Origin of the sequence: Blautia sp. MSK.20.85 (assembly GCF_013317245.1) — a bacterium.
GTDB lineage: Bacteria > Bacillota > Clostridia > Lachnospirales > Lachnospiraceae > Blautia_A.
Map to the genome: position 1 here is coordinate 1 of NZ_JAAIUN010000003.1, position 24,227 is coordinate 24,227.

Sequence of the window (24,227 nt, forward strand, 5' to 3'; positions counted from 1 at the left end):
GGAACATTGATTTCCATACGCCGGACAGGTGATGGATTTCACCCCGGATTATTCAGCATGAGCGCGGACGAGATTCTTGAAAAACTGAGATAAACAAGAACCCAAGAAAAATAAATGCCGTGTGGACAAATTGAACTCCAGAAGTTCACACGGTTTTTTTTGAAGGCTGATATATAGTTTGTAACGAAAATAAAGATTGAATAGAAATAAAAGAAATGGAGCGTGAGAAAATGAACTTATCAAAAATACATCATATTGCAATAATCGTATCTGACTACGAAGCTGCAAAGGATTTCTATGTGAACAAGCTGGGATTCTCTGTTATTAGAGAGAACTACCGTCCAGAGCGTAAGGACTGGAAGCTGGATCTGCGTGTCAATGAGCACACGGAACTGGAGCTTTTTGCAGAGGAAAATCCGCCGAAGCGTGTGAACCGCCCGGAGGCCTGTGGCCTACGTCACCTTGCATTCTGCGTTGATAGCGTGGAACAGACGGTGAATGAGCTGGCAGAGGTCGGGATTAAATGCGAGCCAATCCGCGTGGATGATTACACTGGCAAGAAGATGACTTTCTTCCATGACCCGGATGGACTGCCGCTGGAGTTACATGAGTAAAGGATGGAGAGACAATGTGAGATATGGGAGAGAAAAGAGCATATAAATCCCGGAAACCCGGCGGTGGCCGGAAGAAGCTGAAGCCGGAGTACGATGCCGGGAAGAACCTGAAAGAGCAGATGGAAAGTGCTGTGGTGCTTTATGATTCTGAGATGTCCTTGCAGTCCATCGGCGATGAGCTGGGATTAAATCCCATCAAGGTACGGAAGCTGCTCATCACGGCAGGTGTGTATGAATCAGAAGTGGCGGAAAAAGTAAAAAACACTTTTGAAGAATACCGAGAAACACAGGACTACAAAACCTCCATACTTTCAACCGCAAACATTCTTCAGCTTTCCAAAGCCTCTGTCACTTCGTACCTGCCTTATAAAAAAGGTGTGTACTTCCCAAGCACAGCAGAAAAAGAGAAGATCAGTGTTGGAGCAGAACGGCAGCGGAGATACAGAGCAATGAAGCGGTGGAGGGTTGATCCGACAGAAGAAAACTTTTGGGGAGTGGTTTTGGCCTATGCCGGGATACAATTTAAAACTTACTCCGGCTTGCCATTCTCTTACCAAATTAAAAAAGGCAGGAACGGCGAATACACAAAAGAACTGTGGATCGACCGCCGGGAGAAGAGTAAAAGTCTAGCGTGGAGTTCAGTGCTGCTGGCGCTGAAGAATATTAAAGGAGAAGTGGTAGACCGCCCGAAAGCTCTGGGCGATATCCGGGGAGTGACTTACATCTACGGAATGTTCTATCGGTTCGGATTGATCGATGTGCCGGATGAAGTGAAGGAGAAGATGGGGCATCCTAAAGACCGCAAAAAATAGGTTGCTATGTGCAAAAGTCTACGGTAAGATGTGCCGTAACTGAGGATGTGAATCTCAGTTGGGAAGGATGGTAGCATTATAGAAAAATTGAAGGAAATGCTGGAGGAGTATTTGAAGAAAACAGAGCCGGAGTATTACCCGCCAGTGGAGAATCTGCTGGATCTGATCTACGAGCATTACACGGAGAACAACCCAGTAGAGAAAAACACAGTTGCCGGGAAAGCAGCAAAGGCCAAGGAAAAGGAACTGGAAGAGTGGCTGCGTGGCTTGGAAGGAAACTATGTCGGCGATAAGATCCCACTTTGGGAAAAGATTATGGACCGGCAGGGGACGGTGTGCTGCACATGGGAGAAGACCGCTTTTGAGGAAGGTCTGAAAGTCGGAATACGACTCATGATGGAAGTATATAGTTTGTGACGGAAATAAAATGAACTCCCGAAGTTCAAAAAAGCCCTCGCTTGTTACGGCGAGGGCGTGTGTTCTTATTTTTCAGGCTTTTCAGCTTTTTTCTTCTTCGGTGCAATTTTGTGACCGGAGTAGATTGCCATACCCATGCAGACCAGAGAGCCGCAAGCGAAATACTTGTGAGCTTGCATCAGCTTTTTGCAGCCCGTGTAGAAGCATCCTGCCATGCAGGCAAGTGCGCCAAGTGACCAATATTTATGTGCTTTCATTTTGTGTGTCCTCCTTATCTTCTTTCTGTATTTTGAGCAATTCCTCGATTTCCGTTTTACTCGCCGGCCGTACTGCCTTTTTATTATCGTGTGCTACCGCTCCGCAGTCGGGGCATCGATCCGGCAGTTTCTCAGCAGAGAAGCAGTAGCGGCAGGAATCGCAAAAGTAGTAGTTCAAGTCATATTCACCCCAATCTCTAATATATCCTTAAATGCAATAATGGTCGGCAGCTCTTTGCCGGTATCATTTATAAATCCTGTGTAAATTCGTAGTTCTTTGTTTATCACATCCACAGCATCCAATACTCCGGCTACATTCTCATAGTAGCCGTCCGTGAAATATTTTATTGTGATCTCTTGACCTTTCCAAAGCTGGCTGATCTTTTGATTTAGAACTTCCTTGCCTTCTTCAGACAGCTCGATTCTGTTTCCTTTGAGGTGGTCTCTGCCCTCGGAAGCAATCTCATCCTCATAGCCTCGTAAGGCGGAAAACGGAGAGAAGATTTTAGCTCGATTTGACATCGGCATACGGGGATGATTATGTGGTGGCTCCGGGCGGGAGGCATGGAGGATTTTGCCATACTTACTTTGGACGGCTCTGCCTTCCGGTGTGTTCTTGTAGTACAAGTTCTCCGTAAGCGCAAAATAATTCGACGGATTGTGTTGCCCTAAAAATCAATCCATAATAATCATTAGAGAATGCAAGCATTTCACTTCATTTTCTCTTGCTAGAAATGATAGATGCGAGCATTTTACTCTATTCAAGTTATGGAGGTGTGCTCATGAGAAGCAAAAGAATACCTGCTGAAGAACAATACCGTCTCATCATGGAATGCCGTCAAAGTGGATTGACAGATCATCAATGGTGTGTGGAACATGATATCAAGCCAGGAACTTTTTACAACTGGGTAAAAAGACTGCGTCAGAAAGGTTGTGTGGATTTGCCGGCGTCAACTGGAAGCACCTATCGTGCACCAGAAAGCCAGGAAGTTGTCAGAGTGGATTTTCATGATACTGACCCGATTCCTTATGAACAGCCATTAAATATAATTCCGGCAGCTACGGAAAGAAATAACCTTTCTGTAGCAGAGCCAATGAAGCTGTCTGTAGGAAGCTTTCATCTAACAATACCAAATGGAACAGATCCTCAGCTTCTGGCTCAAACGCTTCGCATTGTGAAGGAGTTGGAATGTTAGGGGATATCACAGCCGCCGATGAAATCTATATCGTAACAGGCAGAACGGATATGCGGAAATCCATTGACGGGCTGTGTGCTATTGTAGAGAATCAACTCCATATGGATCCAAGGCGAAGTGCCCTGTATCTTTTCTGTGGAAAACGTTGTGACAGGATCAAAGCTTTGCTCTGGGAATCTGACGGATTTGTGCTGCTGTATAAACGTATGGAAGTCCAGGGCAGATTCCGCTGGCCCAGAAATCAGTTGGAAGTAAAACAATTGACCTGGCAGCAATTCGACTGGCTCATGTCCGGGCTTGAAATCGAACAACCAAAGGCATTCAAGCCTACGGAATGATCGCGTAAAACATCTATGCCAGCCAACAGAAACGGAGGGGCTTTTCATCCTGTATCATGTCTGAAATCCCTTGTAAATGCTGGGTTTCCTGCTTCTTTTTCATTGCTTTTTATGGTACAATAAGAGCAGTGAAAAAGGAGCAGAAAACATATGGCTGGTAATTCAAAAGATTCAAAAATACTCGCGTACAAGGACATGATCAACCAACTGAATAAGACCATTTCCACACAGACAGAACTGATCCAGTCTTTACAAAAAACATTGGAAGCAGACCGGCTGGAAAAAGAAAACCTTCATCAGCAGATTGAATATCTCACGAAGAAACTTTTTGGTACTTCCAGTGAAAAACGGAAAAATATCAATGGCCAGTTGAATCTTTTTGATGAAGCCGAGCAGGAAGCAGATCCGACATGGGAACAAGAACTTCCTGATGACATCACTGTTCCGGAACATAAGGGAAAAGCAAGACGGACACATGCAGATCTCTTTAAAAACGTTCCTTCCTGCAACGAGATCATTTCTCTTCCGGAGGAGGAGCGAAACTGTCCAACCTGCGGAACGCAGATGGAATGTATTGGGAAAGAATGCTTGCATCTATCATTTTGGTGCAAGCGTAATTTACGAGTAACGTAGCAATATTTTGCGCTTACGTTTTATGTTAGAGCCATTTGAGCGAATCGCGCAAATCGAGCGAATTGCACGAATTCATGTTTAGAAATGTTGTTGGAGCGATTATCTCAGAAATGTGCTAAGATGAACAGGTACTGATTATTGAGGATTGACCTTACAAGGATTGTTACCCAAGGGGTATAGGTGCAGACGAAATTATTGTTAACACAAACATCATCTCCCACAAGCCACAGAGAAAAAATCTCTGTGGCTTTTCGCATTATATACTCCGCCGATGCAGAAAAACACACAAAACATATTGGAAAAACTGCAAGAAAAGGTTATAATGTCAAAGATGACACACCTGATAAAATATAAACAAATATTTTATCAGATTATAAATGAAAATGCGGGGGATGTAGTTAATGGAACAGCAGCATATGTTTACCAACCGGATGATCCGTAATCTTCTGGTGCCGGTGGTGCTGGAACAGATTTTGAATTCGATAATGGGAACCGCAGATACCATGATGGTCAGTAATGTGGGATCTGCGGCTCTTTCTGCGGTATCGCTGGTGGATTCCATCAACGTACTTCTGATCCAGGCTTTTTCAGCACTGGCAGCCGGAGGAGCAATTGTCTGTGCGCAGTATATCGGACAGAAAAATTATGAAAAAGCCAATATGTCAGCAAGACAGGTACTTTTTATCATCACGGCGATTTCTGTGGCAGTATCGGCGGTCTGTCTGATCTTTCAGAAACCGTTGCTGCGTCTGATTTTTGGAGCTGTAGAAGCGGATGTTATGCGTGCTTCGGAAACGTATTTCTTTTTTACGGCACTGTCATTCCCGTTTATTGCGGCGTATGATTCCGCGGCATCTATTTTCCGCGCCCAGGAGAACACCAGGGGGCCTATGATGATTTCCATGATCTCCAATGTTATGAATATTGGTGGAAATGCCATTTTGATCTGGGTATTTCATCTTGGTGTTGCCGGCGCGGCAGTCTCCACACTGGTTTCCCGTATTTTCTGTGCAGTGGTAGTTCTCTACCAGCTGCGAAAAGACCGTCAGCCTATTGTTGTCCGTAATTACCTCAAGATCCGCCCGGACTGGAGCATGATCGGCCGTATTCTGGGACTTGGAATCCCTTCGGGGATCGAGAACAGCATGTTTCAGCTGGGAAAACTGGCAATCCAGTCTACTGTATCCACGCTTGGAACAACAGCCATCGCCGCGCAGGCAATGACAAATATCCTGGAGAATCTGAATGGTATTGCGGCTATCGGTGTGGGAGTAGGCCTGATGACCATCGTAGGCCAGTGCCTGGGTGCAGGACGGAAAGACGAAGCGGTCTATTACATAAAAAAACTCTGCGTTATCGCAGAATGCGTAATTATCGTAAGCTGCCTGATCGTTTACGTTCTGGCCAGACCGGTCACCATCCTGGGTGGCATGGAAAAAACGAGTGCAGCCATGTGCATCCACATGATCAACTGGATCACCATTGTGAAACCCCTCGTGTGGACAATGGGATTTGTCCCGGGATATGGACTCCGGGCGGCCGGAGATGTGAAGTTTTCCATGATCACATCCTGTTGTACCATGTGGGCCTGCAGATTTTGTCTTTGCGTATTTCTCATCCGTGTCCTGGGATTTGGTCCCATGGGTGTCTGGATCGGAATGTTTGCGGACTGGACGGTACGCGGAATCATATTTACATGGAGATTCCACAGCCGCAAGTGGTTGGAGCATAAGGTAATTTAGAACAAACGAAAAAAATTTCCTACAAAAAACTCATTAAAAAAAGGAGGTGCCCCATATGAATGGTCTGGAAAACAAATACATTATAAAAAACAACAAACGCCTCCGCTACGGTTACACCACCGGTTCCTGTGCGGCTGGGGCTGCCAGTGGTGCGGTCCGTATGCTGTTATCCGGGAGGGAACTTTCCGAGGTAACGCTTCCCACTCCGAAGGGTATCACCCTTACGCTGGCTCTTCACGATATTACTCGTGGAGATAATTATGTTTCCTGTGCTGTCCGGAAAGATGCGGGAGATGATCCGGACACGACTAACGGAATCCTGGTGTATGTAAAAGCAGAAAAAATCTGCTGCCGGGATTCAGAAACAGATAATTGTGAAGATATCGGAACCGGTGCAGGCCGTCCTCAGATCATTCTGGATGGTGGCATCGGAGTAGGCCGTGTCACGAAACCGGGTCTGTCGCAGAAGATTGGTCAGGCGGCGATCAATCCGGTCCCGCGGGCAATGATCCTGAAAGAAGCGGAAGAAGCGGCGCAGGAATACGATTATGAAGGCGGGCTGAAGCTCACGGTATCGGTTCCTGAGGGAGAGAAGATCGCAAAGAAAACTTTTAATCCCCGTCTGGGAATCATCGGAGGAATTTCAATTCTTGGAACCAGTGGTATTGTAGAGCCCATGAGTGAAAAAGCCCTGATCGAAAGCATCCATGTGGAGATGAAACAGCATTTTTGCCAGGGAGAGAAATATATTCTGGTAACACCTGGAAATTACGGGGCGGATTATCTGCGGGAGCATATGACCATCCCTTTTGAAAACAATATCAAATGCAGCAATTATGTAGGTGAGACGATCGACATGGCCATCGATATGGGAGTAAAAGGAATCCTTTTTGTAGCGCATATCGGTAAATTTGTGAAAGTTGCAGCCGGGATCATGAACACGCATTCTCACTGTGCAGATGGAAGGATGGAGGTTCTCTGTGCAAGTGCTATCCGTGCGGGAGGACCACTGGAATGTGCCAGAGAGATCCTGAAAGCCGGTACTACAGATGAAGCGCTGGAGGTTCTTAACAGATATGGGATTCTGAGAGAAACGATGGATATCGTTATGGAGAAGATACAGTTTTATCTGGATCACAGGTCTTATGAACAGATCCTTCTGGGAGCAGTGGTGTTTTCCAATGTGTATGGCTTTCTGGGACAGACTCGGGATGCGGAAAAACTGATCCATAAGATACAATCTGAATAACAGACAGGAATATATCCCTGTCGTAAAAATATAACAGGAGGAAATAAAAATGGCAGGAAAATTATACGGTGTAGGTGTAGGACCGGGAGATCCGGAACTTCTCACTTTAAAAGCACTCCGACTTGTAAAAGAGGCAGAGGTGATCGCACTTCCGGGACAGGTTCCGGAGGATACAGTAGCATTTAAGATCGTAGAGGGAGCATATCCTGAGCTTGGAAAAAAGGAACTTCTTGCGGTACCATTTCCAATGTCCAAGGACCCTGAAGTTCTGAAAAGTTATCATGATGCAGGGGCACAGAAAGTAAAGGAAGTTCTTGACCAGGGAAAAAATGTGGTGTTTCTGACTTTGGGAGACCCGACTGTTTATTCCACATATCTCTATGTTCATCACAGACTTGTGGCACAGGGATATGAGACAGAGATTGTCTGTGGTATCACATCTTTCTGCGCGGTTTCCGCACGTCTGAACACGGGCCTTGTGGAAAAGGCAGAGCCTCTTCATGTGATTCCGGCTTCTTATCAGATCGAAGATGCCCTGAAACTTCCGGGAACCAAGGTTCTCATGAAAGCCGGAAAGAAAATGAAAGATGTGAAAGCAGAACTTCTTGCTCAGGGAGCGGAAGCCATGATGATCGAAAACTGCGGAATGCCGGATGAAAAGATCTACAGAACTGCAGAAGAGATCCCGGAGGATGCAGGATATTATTCTCTGATCATTATCAAAGAAAATAAAGACAGAAGAGAGGAATAGATTATGGTACATTTTGTAGGCGCAGGACCGGGAGCACCGGATCTTATCACAGTAAGAGGAAAACAGTATCTTGAGGAAGCGGATGTGATCATTTATGCAGGATCTCTTGTAAATCCTCAGCTTCTGGAATATTCCAAGGATGTGTGCACCATCCACAACAGTGCGAAAATGACACTGGAAGAAGTAATCTCCGTTATGGAGAGAGCGGAGAAAGAGGGAAAAATGACAGTCCGCCTTCATACCGGTGATCCATGTATCTACGGTGCGATCCGTGAGCAGATGGATATCCTGGATGAAAAAGGGATCCCGTATGATTCCTGTCCTGGTGTCAGCGCATTTTGTGGAGCAGCATCCGCACTGAACCTGGAATATACACTTCCGGATATTTCCCAGAGTGTGATCATTACAAGAATGGAAGGAAGAACACCGGTACCGGCGAAAGAGAGCATTCAGTCTTTTGCGGCCCATAACGCAACGATGGTAATTTTCCTCAGTACAGGTATGCTGGAAGAACTGAGCCGCAGACTGGTAGAGGGCGGATACCGGGAAGATACACCGGCTGCCATTGTTTACAAGGCAACCTGGCCGGATGAGAAGAAATTTATCTGTACAGTGGGAACACTGGCTCAGACAGCAAAAGAAAACAATATCACAAAAACAGCTCTGATGCTGGTAGGTGATGCGGTAAATGCTGCCCATTATGACAGATCTAAGCTGTATGATCCGGGATTTACCACAGAATTCCGTGAGGCTACGAAATAAAATATGAATATTTCCATCATTTGCTTCAGTATGACAGGGCTGGAGACAGGGGAAAAACTTCAGAAAGCACTGAAAACAGAAGGGGAGCAGGTCACTCTTGCAAAAAAAAGCCGTTATCTCCCGGATTCTGTTTCCATCTCCACTTCCCAGTGGGCCGGGGAACAGTTTCAGGCGGGAAAAGATGGCGTGATCTTTATCGGGGCCTGTGGAATTGCCGTTCGCAGCATTGCACCGTATATTGCCGGGAAAAAAACAGATCCTGCAGTTCTGGTAATTGATGAGTGCGGGCAGTTTGTGATTTCTCTTCTCTCCGGACATCTTGGGGGAGCCAATGAGCTGGCGGTCCGCTGTGCCGGATATCTTCACGCTACGCCGGTGGTGACTACGGCGACAGATCTTCACAGCCGTTTTGCAGTAGATGTTTTTGCAAAAAAGAACGGGTGTGCCATTTTCCATATGAAAGCGGCCAAGGAAGCATCTGCCGCACTGCTTGCAGGAGAGAAGATCGGTTTTTACAGTGAATTTCCATGGGAAGGCGATCTGCCGGACGGGCTGGTACTCTGTGGGAAAGACGGAATCCCATCAACGACAGGGACAGGGCAGAGGAATGCGTCAGCCGGGGAAGTGCCGGAAACAGGTATCGCGGTCACTCTGCACAGAAGCTGTCTGCCATTTACCAACACCGTACATGTAGTTCCCCCGGCAGCAGTTCTTGGCATGGGATGCCGGAAGGGAAAGGATGCTGCATCAATTCAAAGCGCAGCGATCGAATGCCTGCAGGAAGCAGATCTTTATAAGGAAGCGCTACATTCCATAGCCAGCATCGACCTGAAAAAAGAGGAACCAGGGTTGCTTTCCCTGGCAGAATCCTGGCATCTTCTTTTTGAGACGTTCACGGAAGAAGAACTGAAGACAGTAAAAGGAGAGTTTACTCCGTCAAAATTTGTGAAAAAAATAACGGGAGTTGACAATGTCTGTGAGAGAAGCGCAGTGCTTGCATCCGGACAGGGAACCCTGATCAGAAAAAAAACAGGCCGGGACGGTGTGACTACCGCTCTTGCAGCCGGAAATCGGAGGATACGTTTTGAGTAAGATTTATGTTGTTGGAATTGGACCGGGCGCATACGACCAGATGACTGGAAGAGCGATCCGTGCATTAAATGAAAGTGATGTGATCATCGGTTATACAGTATATGTGGATCTTGTAAAAGAATATTTTGCAGGAAAAGAATTTATGACCACACCCATGAAAAAAGAGGTAGACCGCTGTGTCCTTGCTTTTGAGGAAGCAAAAAAAGGAAAAACTGTTTCCATGATCTGCAGTGGGGATGCCGGTGTATATGGAATGGCAGGACTGATGTATGAAGTCGGAGAAAATTACCCGGACGTGGAGCTGACGATCATTCCAGGTGTGACAGCAGCCACGGGAGGAGCGGCAGTCCTGGGAGCACCGCTGATCCATGATTTCTGCCTGATCAGCCTGAGCGATCTTCTCACACCATGGGAAAAGATCGAGGCAAGACTTCTGGCGGCCGCACAGGCAGATTTTGTAGTGTGTCTCTATAATCCTTCCAGCAGAAAGCGTAAAGATTATCTTCAGAAAGCATGCGATCTGATGATGAAATACAAATCTCCGGATACTGTCTGCGGTACGGTTGCACAGATCGCCCGTGACGGAGAACATGCACAGGTAATGACCCTGAAAGAACTCCGGGATACAGAAGTAGATATGTTTACCACTGTTTTTGTGGGAAATTCCCAGACCAAAAATATCAATGGTAAAATGGTAACACCAAGAGGATATAAAAATGTATAAAGCCATTGTTTTTGCAGGCACGACAGAAGGTTATGCACTCTGTGAGTTTCTTGCGGAGAACAGGGTTTCTGTTTATGCATGTGCAGCTACGGAATATGGCGGATCTCTTCTACAGGAAAATGAATTTCTTCATGTCAGTGCCGGCAGGCTGAAAACAGAGGATATGGAGGAACTTTTCCGTAAGGAGAACCCGGAGATCGTTCTGGATGCCACTCATCCTTATGCTGCGGAAGTAACGAAAAATATCCGCACAGCCTGTGAGAGCGCAGGTGTTTTGTATCAGCGGATCCTTCGCCCTGAAGGAGAGAAGAACAGTGAAGCCATCTATGTGGAAAGCACAGAAGAAGCGGCAGCGTTTCTTTCCGGTACAGAGGGAAATATTTTTCTTACAACAGGAAGTAAGGAACTGGCGAAATTTACAGGAATTCCGGATTATAAAGAGCGTTTATTTGCCAGAGTCCTGTCCATTCCTTCTGTGATCCGCTCCTGTGCGGAACTTGGGATCGAGGGAAAACACCTCATAGGAATGCAGGGGCCGTTTTCCGCTGAGATCAATGAAGCGATGCTGCGCCAGTTTCAGTGCAGTTATCTGGTGACAAAAGATACCGGTCTTGCGGGAGGATTTCCGGAGAAGATGGAGGCCTGCCAGCGTTGCGGGGTTACTCCTGTGATCATTGGAAGACCTCTGAAAGAAGAGGGGCTTTCCCTGCAGGATGCAAGAGTATTTCTTTCAAAAATGTTTGGATTTACGCTGTCTCAGAAGATTTCTCTTGTGGGAATCGGCATGGGAGCAGAGAAGACGCTGACGCTGGAGGGAAAAAAAGCGCTCAATGAGGCTGAACTTCTTATCGGGGCGAAACGTATGACCGAAGCAGTGCAGAAACCCGGTCAGATGGTTCTTCATGAATATCGGAGCGAAAAGATCGTGGAGTACATCAGGGAACATCCGAAGTACCGTACGGTGGCGATCGCCCTTTCCGGCGATGTGGGATTTTACAGTGGTGCGAAGAAGCTGATCGATCAGCTGGATGGCAATGTTGAGGTGATCTGCGGAATTTCTTCTGTGGTATATTTTATGTCGAAGATCGGTCTTTCCTGGGATGACGCGAAGATCGTCAGTGCTCATGGACGGAACTGTAATCTGATCTCCCTGATACGCCATAATCCAAAAGTATTTTCGATTCTCGGAACAGAAGACGGAGTGGCTGTATTGGCATCCAGGCTTGTATATTATGGAATGGGAGATGTGACGCTCTATGTGGGAGAAAATCTTTCCTACGAAAACGAGAAGATCTTTCATGATAAGGCGGCAAACCTTACAGAGTATCGTGGAGATGCTTTGAGTGTGGTGACTGCCTGCAATGAAAAGGCTACGCCACTGTCTGCAGTCCATGGGATCAGTGATGGAGAATTTCTCCGTGGAAAAGCGCCTATGACCAAGGAGGAAGTGCGTACCGTCTCTCTCTCCAAGCTTCGCCTGTCCGAAGATTCGGTGTGCTATGATGTGGGTGCGGGCACAGGTTCCGTGTCTGTAGAGATGGCTCTGCGTGCATGGATGGGCCAGGTTTATGCCATTGAGAAAAAAGAAGATGCCCTTGCTCTTTTGAAAGAAAATAAAAAGAAATTCGCGGTGGATAACCTTGTGATCATACCGGGAGTGGCGCCGGAAGCCATGACAGAACTTCCTGCTCCGACTCATGCGTTTATTGGCGGATCTTCCGGAAATATGCAGGATATCATAAACCTTCTTCTGGAAAAAAATCCGAAAGTAAGGATCGTGATCAACTGTATTACCCTGGAAACTGTGACAGAAGCCATGAATGCCATCCGTGATTTTGGACTGGAAGATGTGGATATTGTGCAGCTTGCGGCGGCAAGATCCAAATCCATAGGGCGCTATCATATGATGATGGGAGAGAATCCTATTTATATCATTTCCTGCAGTGGAAGAGGGGAGGAAATTCGGTGAAGATTCCAAGGATACTTCTCGCGGCAGGTGCCAGCGGAAGCGGAAAAACACTGATCACCTGCGGACTTCTTCAGGCACTGGTGAACCGGAAGTTAAAAACTGCATCTTTTAAATGCGGACCGGACTATATTGATCCGATGTTCCACAGCCGTGTGATCGGAACAAAATCCAGGAACCTGGATACTTTTTTTACAGATGGAGATCGTACGAGATATCTTCTGGCAAAGAATGCCGGAGACTGTGAGATTGCGGTAATGGAAGGCGTTATGGGATATTATGACGGTGTGGGAGGCACCACATCCAGAGCCAGTGCCTATGATCTGGCTTCTGTTACGGATACGCCGGTGATCCTGATCGTAAACAGTCGTGGGATGAGTGTGTCTCTGGCTGCCTATGTGAAAGGCTTTCTGGAATATAAAAACGACAGTCATATCCAGGGCGTGATCTTTAACCAGATGTCTCCAATGCTGTATCCCCGGATGAAAAAACTTCTGGAAGAGGAGCTTTCTGTAAAAGTGCTGGGATATGTCCCGAAAGTGGAGGACTGTGTGATCGAAAGCCGCCATCTGGGTCTTGTGCTTCCGGAAGAGATCCCGGAACTTAAAAACAGGCTGGGGAAACTTTCGGAAATACTGGAAAAAACACTGGATATTGACGGAATCCTGAAACTGGCAGGAAAAGCACCAGAACTATCTATACCGGAATTTTCGGATCTTATCCGGAAAGACAGTGCGTTTGGATATCGCTCGTCAGAAAAGGTGCGGATCGGTGTGGCGGACGATGAGGCGTTTTGTTTCTTTTATGCAGATAATTTAAGCCTGCTGGAACAGATGGGAGCAGAACTGGTACATTTTTCCCCGATCCATGATACAGAGCTTCCCGGGGATCTGGACGGGCTTCTTCTCTGTGGCGGTTATCCGGAGCTGAATGGAAAAGCCCTGGAGGAAAACCAGGAGATGTGCAGCTCGATACGGAAGGCCGTGGAAGGTGGAATGCCCTGTCTGGCGGAATGCGGCGGTTTTATGTATCTTCATCAGGAAATGGAAGATATGGAGGGAAATTTCCGCAAAGTCTGCGGCGTGATCCCGGGAAGATCTTTCCGTACACCGAAACTGACCAGATTTGGATATATTACTCTTACGGAAAAAAAGGATTCCGGCCTTGGTGAGATCCCGGCTCATGAATTCCATTATTTTGACTCCACAGATTGCGGAACCGATTTTCATGCATCCAAACCGGCATCCACAAGAGGCTGGGACTGTATGCATTATGAGGGACGGCTGATGGCAGGATTTCCCCATCTTTATTATTATGGAAATCCGAAAGTTCCCGTACATTTCCTTAAAAATGCGCTGGAATATAAAAAAGAACGGAGGCAGAAAAAAGATGCTGAAATATAGTCTTTTGGCACTGATCCTTGGATTTGTGCTGGATCTTCTTATCGGGGATCCCAGATGGCTGTACCATCCTGTCTGTGTTATCGGAAATCTGATCACGGTACTGGAGAAAGCCATTCGGAAGATTTTTCCGAAAAGTCATGGAGGAGAGCTGGCAGGAGGCTTTGTGACCGTAGTTCTTATCTGTCTGTTCAGTGGTGGTGTGCCATTTCTGGTCCTTTATTATCTTTATCGTTTTCTGCCGGTGGCCGGTTTTGTGCTGGAGGTATTCTGGTGCTATCAGCTGCTTGCCACCCGTTCTCTGAAAGATGAAAGCATGAAAGTTTATGACAGCCTGAAAAACGGGACACTGGATGAGGCGCGTTATGCGGTTTCCATGATCGTTGGCCGTGATACCAAAGAGCTTACGGAAACCGGTGTGACAAAAGCAGCAGTGGAAACAGTTGCGGAAAATGCTTCGGATGGTGTTATCGCGCCCATGCTTTATATGGCCATTGGTGGTGTGCCGCTGATGTTTCTGTACAAAGGCATCAATACCATGGATTCCATGCTGGGATACAAAAATGATAAATACCTGTACTTTGGCCGTGTTGCAGCCAAACTGGATGATGTGGCAAATTATATCCCTGCCAGGCTCTCCGGCTGGCTGATGGTAGCAGGAACTGTTTTTACAGGGATGGATACGAAGAATGCGGCAAAGATCTACAGAAGAGACCGGAGAAACCATGCAAGTCCCAACTCCGCACAGACCGAAGCTGCCATGGCGGGCGCTCTGGATGTACAGCTTGCTGGAAATGCATATTATTTTGGAAAATTATATGAAAAACCTACGATTGGTGATCCGATCCGTCCGGTGGAGCCGGAAGATATCAGGAGAGCCAACCGTCTGATGTATGCGGCATCTGTGCTGGGCGTGATCGTTTTTGCGGCGATCAGTGCAGGAATCCGTTTGATGTTTCTTTAACAGACTGTGAAAAAGCAGAGAAGACAATTACAGAACAGACAGGAGAATGACCAATGACAAAACACATACATGGGGGAGACGTATATAAATATAAAGACTGCCTGGATTTTTCAGCAAACTTAAATCCGCTTGGGACACCGGAACGTGTGAAACAGGCCATTATCCGCAGTCTGGATCATATTGCACAGTATCCTCAGGTGGGGTGCAGCCTTCTCCGGGAAAAAATCGCAGAGTATGAAGGTGTAAAAGAAGAAGAAATTGTCTGCGGAAACGGGGCGGCAGAGGTGATCTTTACGCTCTGCCGTGCGGTAAATCCCAAAAGGGCACTGATCCCTGCGCCTACATTTGCAGAGTACGGACAGGCACTGGCAAGTATGGGGTGTGAGCTGGAATATTATATGCTCACAGAAAATGACGGATTTGTACTGGGTGATTCGTATCTGGATATCCTCCATAAAGGTCTGGATATAGCTTTTTTATGCAATCCCAACAATCCTACCGGCATGCTGATCCCACACAGGCTTCTGAAAAAAATCCTGGAAAAATGCAGAAAGCTTGAGATCCTTCTGGTTGTGGATGAGTGTTTTCTTGATTTTGTAAAAGAGCCGCAGGAGTATTCTCTGAAACGTTCACTTTCCGGATTTAACAATCTTTTTATCCTGAAAGCATTTACAAAACGGTATGCTATGGCCGGTGTACGTCTTGGATATGGCCTCTGTTCCAACAGAAAACTTCTGGAAAAAATGGAACTGTGCGTTCAGCCATGGAACGTTTCCACCATGGCACAGGCAGCAGGAATCCAGGCACTTGAAGAGACGGAGTATGTGGAAAAGGGACGGCAGCTTGTTTTTCAGGAAGCACAGTGGCTGAAAGAGGAGATGACCCGTATCGGATATCAGGTATTTCCGTCAGAGGCCAATTATATTTTCTTTAAAGGCCCGGAAGAATTGTTTGATTTCTGTTTGCGGAAGAGAATACTGATCCGTGACTGCAGCAATTATCCTGGTCTGAAAAAAGGTTATTACCGGGTTGCGGTGAAGCGTCATGAGGAGAATATAAGACTGATCGAAGTACTTGAGGGAGGTATATTATGGCAAAAGCAATAATGGTACAGGGAACCATGTCCAATGCAGGAAAAAGCCTGCTTGCTGCAGGGCTTTGCAGGATCTTTAAACAGGATGGTTATCGCGTGGCTCCTTTTAAATCACAGAATATGGCGCTGAATTCATTTATCACAGAGGATGGTCTGGAGATGGGAAGGGCTCAGGTCATGCAGGCGGAAGCAGCCGGGATCAAACCTTCGGTTCTTATGAACCCCATCCTTTTGAAGCCTACCAATGATGTTGGTTCCCAGGTGATCGTAAACGGGGAAGTTCTGGGGACCATGAGTGCCAGAGATTATTTTAAATATAAGAAAACACTGGTTCCGGATGTTATGAAAGCCTACAATGCCCTTGCCGAAGAAAATGACATTATTGTGATCGAGGGTGCAGGAAGCCCGGCAGAGATCAATCTTAAAGATGAAGATATCGTAAATATGGGAATGGCAAAAATGGCCAAGGCACCGGTCCTCCTTGTTGGTGATATTGACAGGGGAGGCGTTTTTGCACAGCTGATCGGTACAGTGGAACTTCTGGAAGAAGACGAAAAGGCGATGGTTAAGGGACTGATCATCAACAAGTTCCGTGGAGATAAGACCATTCTGGACCCGGGTGTGGAAATGCTGGAAGAGAGAAGCAGGATCCCGGTGGTCGGTGTGGCTCCTTATCTGGATATCCAGGTAGAAGATGAAGACAGCCTGACGGAGCGTTTTGACCGGAAGCAGGAAGCCGGAGTTATTGATATTGCGGTGATCCGTACACCAAGGATCTCCAATTTTACAGATTTTAATCCTTTTGAAAGTATTCCGGGAGTTTCCCTGCGTTATGTGAAGCACCCGAGAGATCTCCATTCGCCGGATATGATCATTCTTCCGGGAACGAAGAATACCATGGGTGATCTGATCTGGATGCGGGAGAGCGGAATGGAGGCGGCAGTCTTAAAGGAAGCTTCCAGAGGCAAGCTGATCTTTGGCGTCTGCGGCGGTTATCAGATGCTTGGGGAGACATTAAGTGATCCTCATGGTGTTGAAAACGGAGGTTCCATGAAGGGAATGGGCCTGCTCCCAATGGAGACGGTATTTGCCGAAAAGAAGACAAGGACAAGAGTACAGGGACATTTTGGAGAGCTTTCCGGAGTGTTCGCACCGCTTTCCGGTACAGAGGTTGAGGGTTATGAGATCCATATGGGAGAGAGTATCCTGAAAGAAAATGCCGGAACTGTCACCAGGATCACAGACAGTGTCAGCGGCGAAAAGAAAGAAGAAGGTGCTTTTTCCGGAAATGTCTGTGGAACGTATATCCATGGCATTTTTGATAAGGAAGCATCAGCAGAAGCCATGATCCGTGTTATCGGTGAAAAAAAAGGAATTGATGTGGAGAATATGACAGGGGTGGATTTTGCGGCATTTAAAGAGCAGCAGTATGATATCCTGGCAGCTGAGCTTCGGAAGCATCTGGATATGAAAAAAATATATGAGATACTGGAAAACGGGATTACGGAGGATGAACAGAAATGAAAGTTGAGCTTGAAAATGTAAAACCCATGGAGATCGAAAAAAGAAGTTTTGAGATCATTACAGAAGAACTTGGGGATACACCGCTGATCCCGGGAACAGAACTGATCGTAAAACGCTGTATCCACACGAGTGCGGATTTTGACTATGCAGAAAATCTCTGCTTTTCGGATGGTGCCGTGGAAAAAGCAATGGAAGCGATCAGAAATGGTGCGTGCATTGTCACAGATACCCAGATGGCAAAAGCGGGTATTAATAAGCGGGCGCTTGCACGTTACGGTGGAGAAGCGTACTGTTTTATGTCAGATGAGGATGTGGCTGCTCTTGCGAAAAAAAACGGGACTACAAGAGCCACTGCCTGTATGGATAAAGCAGCAGAAATGGATGAGAAGCTGATCTTTGCCATTGGAAATGCGCCTACTGCACTGGTCCGCCTTTATGAGCTGATCGAGGAAGGAAAAATTTCTCCGGAGCTTATTATTGGTGTTCCGGTCGGATTTGTGAATGTAGTGCAGTCGAAGGAACTGATCATGCACGCAGATGTGCCTTATATTGTTGCAAAAGGACGCAAAGGCGGAAGTAATATAGCCGCATGTATTGTAAATGCACTGCTTTATATGATCGATAATCGAAGAGATTAAAGAATAAAGAAAGAGCCTTCGTGGTCTGTTTTTTCAGAAACAGCAGCGAAGGCCCTTTTTTTATGAAAGGATGTCCGAAGAAGCAGAAAAGCTGCAGCAGTTGTCTGAAATATTTTTCAACAGCTGACATGCAGGCAGAAAATCTTTTACGGGAATGGAAGAACAGGAAAGAACCAGGGTAATGTCACTGGAAGTTTCTTTCAGGATTTCCAGACGCATACCCTCTGCACGAGCTGCCTCTTTCAGTGTTTTACCGTTGACAGTGCAGGGAATTGTAAGAGCCAGACTGGTTCCGGCGGCCCCTGTTTTGATCTGGCAGTCTGTTCCGAAGACTTCCCGTACCGCACAGGAAAGAGATTTCAGCTTCTGGGCGTACAGACGGCGAAGCTTTCTTGTCTGGGAAACCAGATGTCCGTCACGGATAAACTGACACAGAGCAATCTGTTCTGCCTTGGAAGCGGTTTGATTATAAAAGGAAGCTTTGGGGGCATACAGTTCCCGGAGGGATGAAGGCAGTACCATAAAGCTTACACGGATCGAAGGCAGCAGAAGTCTGGAAAAGGAACCAATATAAACAACATTTTCCCCGCCTGCAAGTCCAAAGAGAGAAGGAGTAGGTTTCTGCAGGTAAACAAATTCGTTTTCAAAATCATCTTCAATGATAAGGTGGTTGTTTGCTTCCGCATGATGGATCAGTTCCAGACGCCGTTTCACCGGCATGATCTCTCCCCACTTGGTCATGTGGGCAGGGGAAACATAGATCACATCGCAGTTTTTGTCCCGGTAATGGACATCAAATCCGTAATCTTCAAAAATCGTACTGCCCTGGATAAATGACGGGGTAGGGAATGAAACGGTTTTTCTCTCCCGGATCAGAGGGCAGAGGATCTGGAGAAGGCTCTGAAGTCCGGCACCTACCACGATATCGTCAGGAGAACAGATCACATTTCGCCGTTCCCGGATATAATCTGAAAGAACCTCCCGGAGATCTTTTTCCCCCTGGGGTTCTCCGTAGGAAAGCATACGGTTATCCTGACGGAGAGCACTTTTGATATAGCGCTGCCACAGATCAAAACGGAAACTCTCCCGGTCAACACCGGAAGAAGCAAAATCATAAAGGCAGGGAACCATGTTTTCGGAATGCTTTTCCAGGATGACAGGATGCTGTTTGGTGGCAATGTCTGTGACATAATAACCACTCTGTGCCCTGGCAATGATATAACCGTCTGCCGCAAGCTGAAGATATGCATTTTCTATAGTGGTACGGCTTAATTTCAGTTCCTGGGCGCATTTACGGAGTGATGGCATTTTGCTGCCCGGAAGAAGACGTTCTTCCATGATCAGTTTCCGGTAATAATGATAAACCTCCAGGTAGAGATGTTCTTTTTTGTGTTCTGTGGATATATTTAACATAGGTATGATAATTTCCTTCCAAAAATGATTGCGTAAACCTGACAATTCATTCTATAATAATACAGAAAAAAACTCAAGACTGGAGAAGTGAGATGAAGAAAATAGCAGTGATCAATGATCTTTCCGGGCTGGGAAAGTGCTCGCTGACAGCGGCAATTCCCGTGATCTCGGTGATGGGAGTGCAGGCATGTCCGTTTCCCACCGCTGTTTTAAGTAATCAGACAGGCTATGAAACCTATTTCTGTGAAGATTTTACAGAACATATGGCTCCATATATGGAAGAATGGAAAAAACGAGGATTTGTTCCGGACGGAATTTACACGGGATTTCTCTCGGATGAGAAACAGGCCGATAAGATCCTGAAATTTATTGATACATTTGCAGGAGAGGATACGCTGATCCTGACAGATCCGGTAATGGGAGATGACGGAGCAGTTTATCCCATCTATACAGAAGAACTTTGCAGCAGATTTCGGGAACTGGCCAGACGTTCCTATGTGATCACCCCAAATCTGACAGAAGCATTGCTCCTTCTTTATGGGAAAAATAAAATGGAAGAAATCTGGAAGGAATTTCAGAGTTTTTCCGGTGAGGAACGGCTGGCACAGATCAGGGAAACCGGATACAGACTTGCAAAGAGATTTTCTCTTCCTGCGGTCGTGATCACCGGAGTGGATCACCGGGAAGAGGACGAGCCACTGAAAATGGGAAATCTTGTTCTGGAAAAAGAAAAGTGCTCCTGGGTATTCGCCGGGAAAACAGGTGGCAGTTATTCCGGTACCGGAGATCTTTTTGCCTCTGTACTCAGTGCGGGGCTGGTGAAGGGATATCCTATGGAAAACTGTGTAAACATGGCAGTGGATTTTATCTCTGCTTCTATCCGGGACGCAGTGGAAGAGGGAACAGACCGTAATGATGGTGTATGTTTCGAACAGCAGCTTGGCAGACTGATCCGTTAGATCAGAAATGGCTTATGGTGAAGGAGGAAATAGAATGATTTCTGCAGAAGAACAGAAAAAAGTGGCAGATCTTGTAAAACAGACAAAAGATCTTATCCTGAAAGAGATGGATGAGGAAGAAGTGATGATAAAAGGTGCTGCCAATTATGTGACAAATGTAGATCTGGCTGTACAGAACTTTCTGAAAGAAGAACTTGGAAAGGTTTTTCCGGAAATTTCCCTGATCGCGGAAGAGAAAGAGAATCTGGGGCTTTCAAAGGAGGAAACCTACTGGATCCTTGATCCTATTGACGGAACCACCAATCTGATCCGTGATTTTCATATGAGTGCTGTGGCACTGGGACTTTATGAAAAAGGCGAGATCGTTTTTGGAATTGTTTACAATCCTTTTACTGATGAAATGTTCCAGGCGGCAAAAGGGGAAGGTGCTTATCTTAATGGCAGAAAGATCCAGGTATCGGATACTCCGGATTTTGGTGATGCGGTTATTTCCTATGGTTCCACTCCTTATAAAAAAGAGGAAGCCAGAAATCTGTTTCCCATTTTTTACAGCATTTTTATGAAATGCGGGGATTTCCGACGTACCGGTTCTGCAGAACTTGACATGTGTTATGTTGCCTGCGGAAGAGAGCATGGATATATTGAACGTGACCTGAAACCCTGGGATTATTCCGCGGGAACAGTTATCCTCCGTGAAGCCGGCGGTGTAGTAAAGAATTGGAAAGGTGAAGAACCATCTTATCTTAAAAATGAAGACATTCTTGCCTGTGTGCCTCAGTTTGAAGAGAATCTTCTGAAGGAACTGTTATAAACGGACAGATGTAGCGCCGGATCAACCGGCAAAAAGAGCTGACCATCAGGCCAGCTCTTCCCATTTTTCATAAAGTTCTTCCAGTTCTTCGGCGATAGCTGCTTTTTCACGGCTCAGTTTGGTACATTCCGCAACGTTAGTACAGACATCCGGGAGAACCATGGTTTCATCAATTTCGCTGTCTCTTGTTTCCAGTTCTTCAATGCGGGCTTCTACTTTTTTCAGTTCGGCTTCCCGCTTTCTTTTTTTGGCCTGTTCTTCTTTCATCTGCTGCCAGGAAAGCTTGTTTTCGGAAACGGCCTTTTCTTCTGATGGCGCTTCCAAAGAGTCACTTCCCGGAGCGTAAGCACTGGTCAGCTCTTCTTTTTTCTCCAGATAATAGTCATAATCACCGATGTAATTTACTACGGCCTGGTTGGTAAGCTCCATGATCCGGGTTGCGGTCTGGTTGATAAAGTAACGGTCGTGAGAGACATAAAGGACGGTACCGGTGTAGCTTACCAGCGCTTCCTCGAGGATTTCCTTGGAAGCAATGTCCAGATGGTTGGTAGGCTCATCCAGGATCAGGAAATTGGCTTCGGAAAGCATCAGCTTGGCAAGAGAAACACGACCTCTTTCTCCACCGGAAAGTGCGGAGATTTCTTTAAATACATCATCCCCGGTAAAGAGGAATGCTGCAAGCATATTTCGGATCTCTGTTTCGGTAAGAGTTGGATACGTGTCGGAAATTTCCTGAAAAATAGTTTTATCCATATGAAGAACATGATGTTCCTGGTCATAATATCCGATCTGAACTTTGGAACCCAGGGAAAACTTGCCGGCATCTGCCTCGATAAGTCCGTTGATGATCTTCAGCATCGTTGTTTTTCCGGTTCCGTTATTGCCGATAAGAGCTACACGTTCCCCTCTCTTGATATCAAAAGAAATATCAGAAAACAGGGTCTGCCCCGGGAAGGATTTGGAAAGTTCCTCCACATGGAGTACATCATTTCCGCTTAATACACGCGGTTCCAGGGAAATACGCATACGGTCCTGGATTTCCAGAGGTTTTTCGATACGCTGTACACGGTCCAGCATCTTCTCGCGGCTTTCTGCACGCTTGATGGATTTTTCGCGGTTAAAAGATTTCAGTTTGGCAATGACTGCTTCCTGATGTTTGATATCTCTCTGCTGGTTTAAGTACGCCTTGTACTGGGCATCGCGCAGCTGCGCCTTCTTAAGGGCATAGGCGGAGTAGTTGCCGCTGTAGACACGTGTCTGTCCGGCTTCGATCTCCACAACTTTGGTGACGACTTTATCCAGAAAATAACGGTCATGGGAAACGATGAAAACAGCTCCCGGATAATTCAGAAGATAAGTTTCCAGCCAGGAGATGCTTTCCATATCCAGGTGGTTGGTAGGCTCATCCAGAAGAAGGATATCCGGCTTGGAGAGAAGCATCTTTCCAAGTGCCACACGGGTTTTCTGGCCTCCGGAAAGTTTCTCGATCTGTTTGTCGTAATCTTCTTCCGTGAAACCAAGACCCTTCAGGACACCGGTGAGCTCACTTTTGTAAGCATAGCCGTTTTCCAGTTCAAACTGATGGGTGAGGCGGGTATATGTCTCCATCAGGCGGTTCAGGTCATCGCCTTTTACGGTATTCATTTCCTGCTCCATATTACGGATACGGCGTTCCATATCGATAATATGCTGTTTGGTGGTAAGAAGCTCTTCGTAGATGGTATGGTGTCCGTGGATATCCTGGTACTGGGCAAGATAGCCGATATTTTTGTCCCGGGCAAGTACTACCGTGCCGGAATCCGCGGAAATCTCCTGCATGATGATACGAAGAAGAGTAGTCTTTCCAACACCGTTACATCCGATAAGAGCTGCCTTTTCCCGGTCTTCAATATGAAAAGATGCATCATTTAAAATTACTTTTTCGCCAAAAGCTTTGCATATATTCTGACATGATAAAATCATAAAAACTGTCCTCCTGTATAAAGAATTATCCCTGAATAGTAAATAAACAGGGAAAATCCTCCACTTATTATAACGGAAACCGCCAGGAATTCAAAGAAAAAATCAATTTTTTAAAAAAATATGAAGAAATTTGTACATAACTTACAAGTTTGATTGACAGGAAAATGTCAATTCGGTATAATTAACCTAGTGTAAAGTAAGGAGGGAAACTATCGTGGAGACAAAACAAATCTCGAAAGCGGTGATTAAGCGTCTGCCACGCTATTACCGCTACTTAGGAGAGCTGATGGAAGACAATGTAGAGCGTATTTCTTCCAATGAATTAAGTAAGAAGATGCATACCACAGCTTCTCAGATCCGTCAGGATCTTAATAATTTCGGCGGTTTCGGGCAGCAGGGGTATGGCTATAATGTACATTATCTTTATACAGAGATCGGTAAGATCCTGGGACTGGATATCGCCCACCCGATGATCATCCTGGGTGCCGGTAATCTTGGACAGGCACTTGCCAATTATGTGGATTTTGAGAAAAGGGGATTTAAGCTGGTAGGAATCTTTGACGTAAATCCTGTGCTGGAAGGCATTGCGGTTCGCGGACTTGAGATCCAGATGCTCAGCGAACTTCCATTCTTCCTGAGAGAAAATAACGTAGAGATCGCAATTCTCACTCTTCCGAAGAATAAGGCCAAGGAAATGGCAGATATTCTGGTGGAGAACGGAATCAAGGCAATCTGGAATTTTGCACATCTTGATCTTGAGACACCGGATGATGTGATCGTAGAGAACGTGCATCTTTCTGAGAGCCTGATGACACTGTCTTATAATCTGAGCAAATACAGGCAGGAACATGTAGAGAAATAAATTTTAGCGGGCTGCCGGAAACGGCAGCTTTCTCTGTTAAAGAGGGGA

At 46.2% G+C, this 24,227-nt stretch carries 24 protein-coding genes and 1 pseudogene; 21 read left to right on the forward strand and 4 right to left on the reverse strand.

The window, feature by feature from the left end; genetic code table 11:
- The first annotated feature begins 230 nt into the window (after positions 1–230).
- The 3 genes from gloA2 (at position 231) to G5B12_RS02225 (ending at position 1,843) form a co-directional block, all read left to right on the forward strand.
- Positions 231–614, forward strand: coding sequence for an SMU1112c/YaeR family gloxylase I-like metalloprotein (gloA2, locus tag G5B12_RS02215; RefSeq protein WP_174087668.1), 384 nt, complete (start codon positions 231–233; stop codon positions 612–614).
- A 23-nt stretch (positions 615–637) separates the two neighbouring features.
- Complete coding sequence (locus G5B12_RS17365) at positions 638–1,426, forward strand: hypothetical protein (RefSeq protein ID WP_244096023.1); 789 nt, start codon at positions 638–640, stop codon at positions 1,424–1,426.
- A 111-nt stretch (positions 1,427–1,537) separates the two neighbouring features.
- On the forward strand, positions 1,538–1,843 hold the full coding sequence (locus G5B12_RS02225; RefSeq protein WP_174087669.1) for a DUF6809 family protein: 306 nt from the start codon (positions 1,538–1,540) through the stop codon (positions 1,841–1,843).
- Between the two features lie 65 nt (positions 1,844–1,908).
- Here G5B12_RS02225 and G5B12_RS02230 read toward each other — a convergent pair whose 3' ends face one another.
- A complete protein-coding gene (locus G5B12_RS02230) occupies positions 1,909–2,100 on the reverse strand; it encodes a DUF6219 family protein (RefSeq protein ID WP_055247149.1) in 192 nt (63 codons plus the stop codon).
- A 174-nt stretch (positions 2,101–2,274) separates the two neighbouring features.
- Positions 2,275–2,727: a YolD-like family protein gene (locus tag G5B12_RS02235; protein WP_174087670.1), complete on the reverse strand. Its 453-nt coding sequence runs from the start codon at positions 2,725–2,727 to the stop codon at positions 2,275–2,277.
- Positions 2,728–2,882: 155 nt separating this feature from the next.
- On the opposite strand from G5B12_RS02235, the gene tnpA reads away from it, so the two are divergent.
- The 15 genes and pseudogenes from tnpA (at position 2,883) to G5B12_RS02310 (ending at position 18,172) form a co-directional block, all read left to right on the forward strand.
- Complete coding sequence (gene tnpA / locus G5B12_RS02240) at positions 2,883–3,296, forward strand: IS66 family insertion sequence element accessory protein TnpA (RefSeq protein WP_173759467.1); 414 nt, start codon at positions 2,883–2,885, stop codon at positions 3,294–3,296.
- Complete coding sequence (gene tnpB / locus G5B12_RS02245) at positions 3,290–3,634, forward strand: IS66 family insertion sequence element accessory protein TnpB (RefSeq protein ID WP_119636218.1); 345 nt, start codon at positions 3,290–3,292, stop codon at positions 3,632–3,634. Before tnpA ends, tnpB begins: the two co-directional genes overlap by 7 nt.
- A gap of 150 nt (positions 3,635–3,784) precedes the next feature.
- Positions 3,785–4,237, forward strand: a pseudogene (locus tag G5B12_RS02250) (transposase domain-containing protein); the annotation flags it as partial.
- Between the two features lie 431 nt (positions 4,238–4,668).
- Positions 4,669–6,009: an MATE family efflux transporter gene (locus G5B12_RS02255; protein WP_021977716.1), complete on the forward strand. Its 1,341-nt coding sequence runs from the start codon at positions 4,669–4,671 to the stop codon at positions 6,007–6,009.
- A 55-nt stretch (positions 6,010–6,064) separates the two neighbouring features.
- Positions 6,065–7,258, forward strand: coding sequence for a cobalt-precorrin-5B (C(1))-methyltransferase CbiD (gene cbiD, locus G5B12_RS02260; protein WP_174087671.1), 1,194 nt, complete (start codon positions 6,065–6,067; stop codon positions 7,256–7,258).
- 49 nt (positions 7,259–7,307) lie between these two features.
- Positions 7,308–8,009, forward strand: coding sequence for a precorrin-2 C(20)-methyltransferase (gene cobI, locus G5B12_RS02265; protein WP_118064311.1), 702 nt, complete (start codon positions 7,308–7,310; stop codon positions 8,007–8,009).
- Between the two features lie 3 nt (positions 8,010–8,012).
- Positions 8,013–8,771, forward strand: coding sequence for a precorrin-4 C(11)-methyltransferase (cobM, locus tag G5B12_RS02270; protein WP_021977719.1), 759 nt, complete (start codon positions 8,013–8,015; stop codon positions 8,769–8,771).
- 3 nt (positions 8,772–8,774) lie between these two features.
- A complete protein-coding gene (locus G5B12_RS02275; protein ID WP_174087672.1) occupies positions 8,775–9,863 on the forward strand; it encodes a cobalt-precorrin 5A hydrolase in 1,089 nt (362 codons plus the stop codon).
- Positions 9,856–10,587, forward strand: a complete 732-nt coding sequence (gene cobJ / locus G5B12_RS02280) for a precorrin-3B C(17)-methyltransferase (RefSeq protein ID WP_118071477.1) — start codon at positions 9,856–9,858, stop codon at positions 10,585–10,587. The genes G5B12_RS02275 and cobJ overlap by 8 nt, the downstream gene beginning before the upstream one ends.
- Complete coding sequence (locus G5B12_RS02285) at positions 10,580–12,556, forward strand: bifunctional cobalt-precorrin-7 (C(5))-methyltransferase/cobalt-precorrin-6B (C(15))-methyltransferase (protein WP_021977722.1); 1,977 nt, start codon at positions 10,580–10,582, stop codon at positions 12,554–12,556. The genes cobJ and G5B12_RS02285 overlap by 8 nt, the downstream gene beginning before the upstream one ends.
- Entirely contained in the window at positions 12,553–13,956 is a 1,404-nt protein-coding gene (locus G5B12_RS02290) for a cobyrinate a,c-diamide synthase (RefSeq protein WP_021977723.1), read from the forward strand. Before G5B12_RS02285 ends, G5B12_RS02290 begins: the two co-directional genes overlap by 4 nt.
- Complete coding sequence (gene cbiB / locus G5B12_RS02295) at positions 13,943–14,917, forward strand: adenosylcobinamide-phosphate synthase CbiB (protein ID WP_118071474.1); 975 nt, start codon at positions 13,943–13,945, stop codon at positions 14,915–14,917. The genes G5B12_RS02290 and cbiB overlap by 14 nt, the downstream gene beginning before the upstream one ends.
- 53 nt (positions 14,918–14,970) lie before the next feature.
- Entirely contained in the window at positions 14,971–16,023 is a 1,053-nt protein-coding gene (gene cobD, locus G5B12_RS02300; protein WP_021977725.1) for a threonine-phosphate decarboxylase CobD, read from the forward strand.
- A complete protein-coding gene (locus G5B12_RS02305) occupies positions 16,008–17,534 on the forward strand; it encodes a cobyric acid synthase (protein WP_118064298.1) in 1,527 nt (508 codons plus the stop codon). The genes cobD and G5B12_RS02305 overlap by 16 nt, the downstream gene beginning before the upstream one ends.
- Positions 17,531–18,172 carry a precorrin-8X methylmutase gene (locus G5B12_RS02310; RefSeq protein ID WP_118064295.1) on the forward strand — a complete coding sequence of 214 codons (642 nt, stop codon included), beginning with the start codon at positions 17,531–17,533 and terminating at the stop codon, positions 18,170–18,172. Before G5B12_RS02305 ends, G5B12_RS02310 begins: the two co-directional genes overlap by 4 nt.
- A 60-nt stretch (positions 18,173–18,232) precedes the next feature.
- Here the strand turns inward: G5B12_RS02310 and pdxR are convergent, their stop codons facing one another.
- Complete coding sequence (pdxR, locus tag G5B12_RS02315; RefSeq protein WP_174087673.1) at positions 18,233–19,585, reverse strand: MocR-like pyridoxine biosynthesis transcription factor PdxR; 1,353 nt, start codon at positions 19,583–19,585, stop codon at positions 18,233–18,235.
- 92 nt (positions 19,586–19,677) lie between these two features.
- On the opposite strand from pdxR, the gene G5B12_RS02320 reads away from it, so the two are divergent.
- Together G5B12_RS02320 and G5B12_RS02325 are read left to right on the forward strand one after the other, a co-directional pair.
- The gene (locus G5B12_RS02320; protein WP_021977729.1) at positions 19,678–20,544 is read left to right on the forward strand and encodes a pyridoxamine kinase; all 867 of its coding nucleotides are present in this window, start codon (positions 19,678–19,680) and stop codon (positions 20,542–20,544) included.
- 34 nt (positions 20,545–20,578) lie between these two features.
- Entirely contained in the window at positions 20,579–21,355 is a 777-nt protein-coding gene (locus G5B12_RS02325; protein WP_021977730.1) for an inositol monophosphatase family protein, read from the forward strand.
- 45 nt (positions 21,356–21,400) lie between these two features.
- On the opposite strand, the gene G5B12_RS02330 is transcribed toward G5B12_RS02325, so the two are convergent.
- Complete coding sequence (locus G5B12_RS02330) at positions 21,401–23,317, reverse strand: ABC-F family ATP-binding cassette domain-containing protein (protein ID WP_174087674.1); 1,917 nt, start codon at positions 23,315–23,317, stop codon at positions 21,401–21,403.
- A gap of 214 nt (positions 23,318–23,531) precedes the next feature.
- Here G5B12_RS02330 and G5B12_RS02335 point away from each other — a divergent pair, with 214 nt between their 5' ends.
- Positions 23,532–24,179 (forward strand): redox-sensing transcriptional repressor Rex, encoded by a 648-nt coding sequence (locus G5B12_RS02335; RefSeq protein WP_021977732.1) that lies wholly within the window; start codon positions 23,532–23,534, stop codon positions 24,177–24,179.
- The last annotated feature ends 48 nt before the right edge of the window (positions 24,180–24,227 follow it).

Excerpts from the sequence above, each read along its gene's own strand:
- tnpA (WP_173759467.1), top strand. The coding sequence starts at position 2,883 with ATGAGAAGCAAAAGAATACCTGCTGAAGAACAATACCGTCTCATCATG.
- G5B12_RS02310 (WP_118064295.1), top strand. The coding sequence starts at position 17,531 with ATGAAAGTTGAGCTTGAAAATGTAAAACCCATGGAGATCGAAAAAAGA.
- cobI (WP_118064311.1), top strand. The coding sequence starts at position 7,308 with ATGGCAGGAAAATTATACGGTGTAGGTGTAGGACCGGGAGATCCGGAA.
- G5B12_RS02255 (WP_021977716.1), top strand. The coding sequence starts at position 4,669 with ATGGAACAGCAGCATATGTTTACCAACCGGATGATCCGTAATCTTCTG.
- pdxR (WP_174087673.1), bottom strand. The coding sequence starts at position 19,585 with ATGTTAAATATATCCACAGAACACAAAAAAGAACATCTCTACCTGGAG.
- tnpB (WP_119636218.1), top strand. The coding sequence starts at position 3,290 with ATGTTAGGGGATATCACAGCCGCCGATGAAATCTATATCGTAACAGGC.
- G5B12_RS02320 (WP_021977729.1), top strand. The coding sequence starts at position 19,678 with ATGAAGAAAATAGCAGTGATCAATGATCTTTCCGGGCTGGGAAAGTGC.
- cbiD (WP_174087671.1), top strand. The coding sequence starts at position 6,065 with ATGAATGGTCTGGAAAACAAATACATTATAAAAAACAACAAACGCCTC.
- cbiB (WP_118071474.1), top strand. The coding sequence starts at position 13,943 with ATGCTGAAATATAGTCTTTTGGCACTGATCCTTGGATTTGTGCTGGAT.
- G5B12_RS02330 (WP_174087674.1), bottom strand. The coding sequence starts at position 23,317 with ATGATTTTATCATGTCAGAATATATGCAAAGCTTTTGGCGAAAAAGTA.
- G5B12_RS02305 (WP_118064298.1), top strand. The coding sequence starts at position 16,008 with ATGGCAAAAGCAATAATGGTACAGGGAACCATGTCCAATGCAGGAAAA.
- G5B12_RS02325 (WP_021977730.1), top strand. The coding sequence starts at position 20,579 with ATGATTTCTGCAGAAGAACAGAAAAAAGTGGCAGATCTTGTAAAACAG.
- G5B12_RS02285 (WP_021977722.1), top strand. The coding sequence starts at position 10,580 with ATGTATAAAGCCATTGTTTTTGCAGGCACGACAGAAGGTTATGCACTC.
- G5B12_RS02230 (WP_055247149.1), bottom strand. The coding sequence starts at position 2,100 with ATGAAAGCACATAAATATTGGTCACTTGGCGCACTTGCCTGCATGGCA.
- cobM (WP_021977719.1), top strand. The coding sequence starts at position 8,013 with ATGGTACATTTTGTAGGCGCAGGACCGGGAGCACCGGATCTTATCACA.
- G5B12_RS02275 (WP_174087672.1), top strand. The coding sequence starts at position 8,775 with ATGAATATTTCCATCATTTGCTTCAGTATGACAGGGCTGGAGACAGGG.
- G5B12_RS17365 (WP_244096023.1), top strand. The coding sequence starts at position 638 with ATGGGAGAGAAAAGAGCATATAAATCCCGGAAACCCGGCGGTGGCCGG.
- gloA2 (WP_174087668.1), top strand. The coding sequence starts at position 231 with ATGAACTTATCAAAAATACATCATATTGCAATAATCGTATCTGACTAC.
- cobD (WP_021977725.1), top strand. The coding sequence starts at position 14,971 with ATGACAAAACACATACATGGGGGAGACGTATATAAATATAAAGACTGC.